Origin of the sequence: Moorena sp. SIO2C4 (assembly GCF_010672485.1) — a bacterium.
GTDB lineage: Bacteria > Cyanobacteriota > Cyanobacteriia > Cyanobacteriales > Coleofasciculaceae > Moorena > Moorena producens.
The window spans coordinates 1-4,094 of record NZ_JAAHGN010000688.1; the positions used below are offsets into that span (position 1 = coordinate 1).

The 4,094-nt window shown below is 45.1% G+C and carries 4 protein-coding genes; 3 read left to right on the top strand and 1 reads right to left on the bottom strand.

Going from position 1 to position 4,094, the window contains the following annotated elements; all coding sequences use genetic code 11:
* Window positions 1-614, bottom strand: a 614-nt coding sequence (locus tag F6K20_RS27220) for a GTP-binding protein (RefSeq protein ID WP_287296727.1), incomplete at its 3' end; no start/stop codon positions are given.
* A gap of 486 nt (window positions 615-1,100) precedes the next feature.
* Here F6K20_RS27220 and F6K20_RS27225 point away from each other — a divergent pair.
* From F6K20_RS27225 to crtB, 3 genes are all read left to right on the top strand, one after another.
* Window positions 1,101-1,463 (top strand): DUF4870 domain-containing protein, encoded by a 363-nt coding sequence (locus F6K20_RS27225; RefSeq protein WP_008185891.1) that lies wholly within the window; start codon window positions 1,101-1,103, stop codon window positions 1,461-1,463.
* Between the two features lie 172 nt (window positions 1,464-1,635).
* Window positions 1,636-3,114 carry a 15-cis-phytoene desaturase gene (gene pds / locus F6K20_RS27230; RefSeq protein ID WP_008185893.1) on the top strand — a complete coding sequence of 493 codons (1,479 nt, stop codon included), beginning with the start codon at window positions 1,636-1,638 and terminating at the stop codon, window positions 3,112-3,114.
* A 42-nt stretch (window positions 3,115-3,156) separates the two neighbouring features.
* A partial coding sequence (gene crtB, locus F6K20_RS27235; RefSeq protein WP_287296729.1) for a 15-cis-phytoene synthase CrtB occupies window positions 3,157-4,094 on the top strand: 938 nt, incomplete at its 3' end.

Below are 4,094 nucleotides of genomic sequence, written 5' to 3' on the forward strand. Positions count from 1 at the left end.
TCCCGGGAGCCGTGAGCGGTGCGTTCAAACAAGTGGATTTGTTGTTCTCGACGGTCAAAAACTCCTTTAAAACGATCGCCCATGCCAATCGGCCAGTTGACCCCATAGGTTTGTAACCCTAGTTCCTGCTCAATCTCATCGAGGAGTTCTAGGGGTTCTCGTGCGGGACGGTCAAGCTTATTGACAAAGGTAAATATAGGAAGCGATCGCATTTTGCACACTTCAAACAATTTGCGGGTTTGGGGCTCTAGACCCTTTGCCGCATCAATCAGCATCACCGCATTATCAGCTGCTGCCAGAGTGCGATAGGTATCCTCACTGAAATCTTGGTGTCCGGGTGTGTCGAGTAAATTAATCTGACAGTCCTCATAGGCAAACTGCAACACCGTCGAGGTAATCGAAATTCCCCGTTGTTGCTCCATTTCCATCCAGTCCGAGGTGGCCTTGCGCTGAGCTCGCCGTGCCTTCACTGCTCCGGCTTCATGAATTGCTCCACCATAGAGTAACAATTTTTCTGTCAATGTGGTTTTACCCGCGTCCGGGTGGGAAATAATCGCAAAGTTACGGCGGTGTTCAACAGCGTTGAGCAATTCTGCTTCAAGTTCAGTGGACATCCAAAAAGACTAGATAGGGGACTTTCGCTTAATTCTGACATAATTTTCTATATATTATAGCGTTTCTGATAGTAATGACCTACACAGGTTTGTTTCCCTATTCCCTACTTCCTACCTGAGAGGGGTATATTTTTTACTTCATGGTCAAACCTGAGACTTTACCTCAGGATATAAACCTGAAAACAACGAATAAATGATGATTTTTAACGACTAATAGGTATATTTCTCTATGCCCCACACTCCCGACTGGGTCAACCCACACTCACGTCTGTCTTAAAGACCGACCCAGCAAGCCAATTTACCTATTCCTGTTTTTCCATTTCCTTTTCCCTACTTCTGCTATAAGTATAGTCATTAATAACTCATCAATGTCGTGATATCATCCCTAATTTGGGACGGAATTTACGACCTATAGGATAGGCTTATAAACGCTACAATACTGGTAAATTAAAAATCAATATATTATCGAAATAAAGGAGCGATAATATGGTGTATGACCAGAGAAATAACATTGAGTATGACCCCGACAAGCGCAAGCTGTTATCAGCATTATGTCACGGAGCAATTTTCATTAGTGCCTCATTTGTATCCGTGTTAATTCCGCTAGCTATCTTGGTAATATCCGATGATAAAGTAGTCCAAGAGAATGCTAAAGAGTCCCTTAATTTTCACTTTAATGTATGGTTATACGGGATAATTTTTGGGGCTTTGACTTTTATCCTAATTGGTTGGCTTTTCCTGCCTCTGTTATTTCTGTTCAGTTGGGTACTACCGATTATGGCAATTCTCAAGATTCTTGGGGATCCCAATGTATCCTACCGCTACCCATTTATTTTCCGTGTGATTTAAACTAGCGCTATGGTTTGTGGGAATCCTGTTGGGGTGACTGGCTATGGGGTGAGCGGGTGTGGGGTGTGGGAAAACTGAAGAAAATCCTGGGATCGAGGGGTGAAATGTAACGAAATGCAAAGTATAATTAAAACAACACCCCTAAGCGAAAAATTTACAGTATTACCATCACATGCGAGTTGCGATCGCTGGAGCCGGACTAGCAGGGCTTTCCTGTGCTAAATATCTAATAGACGCTGGTCACACCCCGATTGTCCTAGAACGTCGAAATGTTTTAGGCGGTAAAGTGGCAGCCTGGAAAGATCAAGATGGAGACTGGTATGAAACTGGTCTCCATATATTTTTTGGTGCCTATCCCAATATGCTGCAGCTAATTAAAGAACTGGGTATTGAAGACCGGTTGCAGTGGAAAGAGCACACCATGATCTTTAATCAGCCAAATCAACCTGGAACTTACTCCCGGTTTGACTTCCCAGATATACCAGCTCCGGTCAATGGGATTGTGGCAATTCTGCGCAATAACGACATGCTTACCTGGCCCGAGAAGATTCGCTTTGGGATAGGGTTGATTCCGGCAATGCTTCAAGGGCAAAAGTATGTGGAAGCAATGGACAAATACTCCTTCTCCGAATGGCTGAAAAAACAGAACGTACCACCGCGAGTAGAGAAGGAAGTCTTCATCGCCATGTCTAAGGCACTAAACTTTATTGGGCCTGATGAAATTTCGTCTACTATAATTTTGACTGCTCTTAACCGCTTCCTACAGGAAAAGAACGGTTCCAAGATGGCATTCTTGGATGGTTCTCCCACCGAGCGACTATGTCAACCAATAGTTGATTATATCACACAGCGGGATGGAGAAGTACGTTTGAATGCCCCAGTTAAAGAATTTTTACTCAATTCAGACAACACTGTCAGTGGGTTCTTGATCCGGGGATTGAATGGAGCGCCCGATCAAGTTCTCACAGCGGATGCTTATGTATCAGCTATGCCGGTAGACCCTTTAAAGCTGATGATCCCCAAACCTTGGGGTGAAATGGAATTTTTCAAACAGCTGGATGGGCTAGAGGGGGTACCGGTAATTAACCTGCAGATGTGGTTTGACCGCAAGCTGACGGATATTGACCATCTGTTATTTTCCCGATCACCCCTGCTTAGTGTCTATGCTGACATGAGCAATACCTGCAAAGAGTACGCTAATCCCGACCGCTCAATGTTGGAATTGGTCTTAGCGCCTGCTAAAGATTGGATTGGCAAATCCGATCTCGAAATTGTTAATGCCACCCTAGCAGAACTGGAGAAACTGTTTCCCAAGCATTTTGGTACTGATAACTCAGCTCAACTGCTAAAATACCACGTGGTTAAGACTCCCCGTTCGGTATACAAAGCAACACCAGGACGCCAGAACCACCGTCCGTCCCAAGAAACACCCATTGCCAATTTCTTCCTAAGCGGGGATTACACCATGCAACGTTACCTAGCAAGTATGGAAGGAGCCGTACTTTCTGGTAAGCTGACATCGCAGGCAATAAATAACAACAGCACTAGGCTTTCACAAACCAGCGCTCAACCACTAGCCGGCAATCAGAAACCAGAGATTGACACCCCGTTAGTCTCTTCACCCATGCCAAGGGCGAGTACTGAGGGCTGAAGGATGAAAGTTGAAAGCTTCCAATCTCCAACGTTGCTAAGAATGCTCCAACTGCCCAAATCTCAGCCCATGAGAAACCTGGCCTCCCGGTCAAAATCCTACGAATTATGCCGCCAGATTACTGCGAAGTACTCTAAGACGTTTTATCTTGGCACCTTACTAATGCCAGAAGCCAAACGTCGAGCCATCTGGGCAATATACGTCTGGTGCAGACGAACTGATGAACTAGTTGATGGTCCCCAGGCGGCTTTAACCACCCCTGAAACCCTAGAACACTGGGAAGAACATCTGCAATCTATTTTTGCGGGACATCCCATCGATGACTATGATGTGGCTTTGGTCGATACCCTAGAACGGTTTCCCATAGATATTCAACCCTTTCGGGATATGATTGCCGGTCAGCAGATGGATCTCTACCGTAGTCGCTATGAAACCTTTGATGAACTGAATCTTTACTGTTATCGGGTGGCGGGTACGGTGGGGTTAATGTCTAGTGCTGTACTGGGGGTTGACAACTCCACTAGTAAAGCACCCTGGGATCAGCAAACAAACTCCTATAATCCGGTGGGAGAAGCGATCGCATTAGGAATTGCCAATCAGCTAACTAACATCCTCCGAGATATTGGAGAGGATGCTAGACGAGGTCGTATTTACATACCCTTAGAAGATATGGAACGGTTTAATTACACTGAGGATGATTTGTTCAAAGGTGTGGTTGATGACCGTTGGCAGGAACTGATGCGTTTCCAAATTCAACGGGCAAGGGATTACTATACCAAAGCAGAAAGAGGTATTAGAGCCCTAAGCCGTGACGCCCGTTGGCCGGTTTGGTCTGCATTGATGCTCTATCAGAAAATTCTCAATGTGATTGAACACAACCATTACGATGTATTTAGGCGAGCGTCAAGTAGAGTTGGTGAGCTTAAGTCATCTATCCAATCTTGTAAATCATCAGCAAAAGCTTTACCTGGGCATAGATA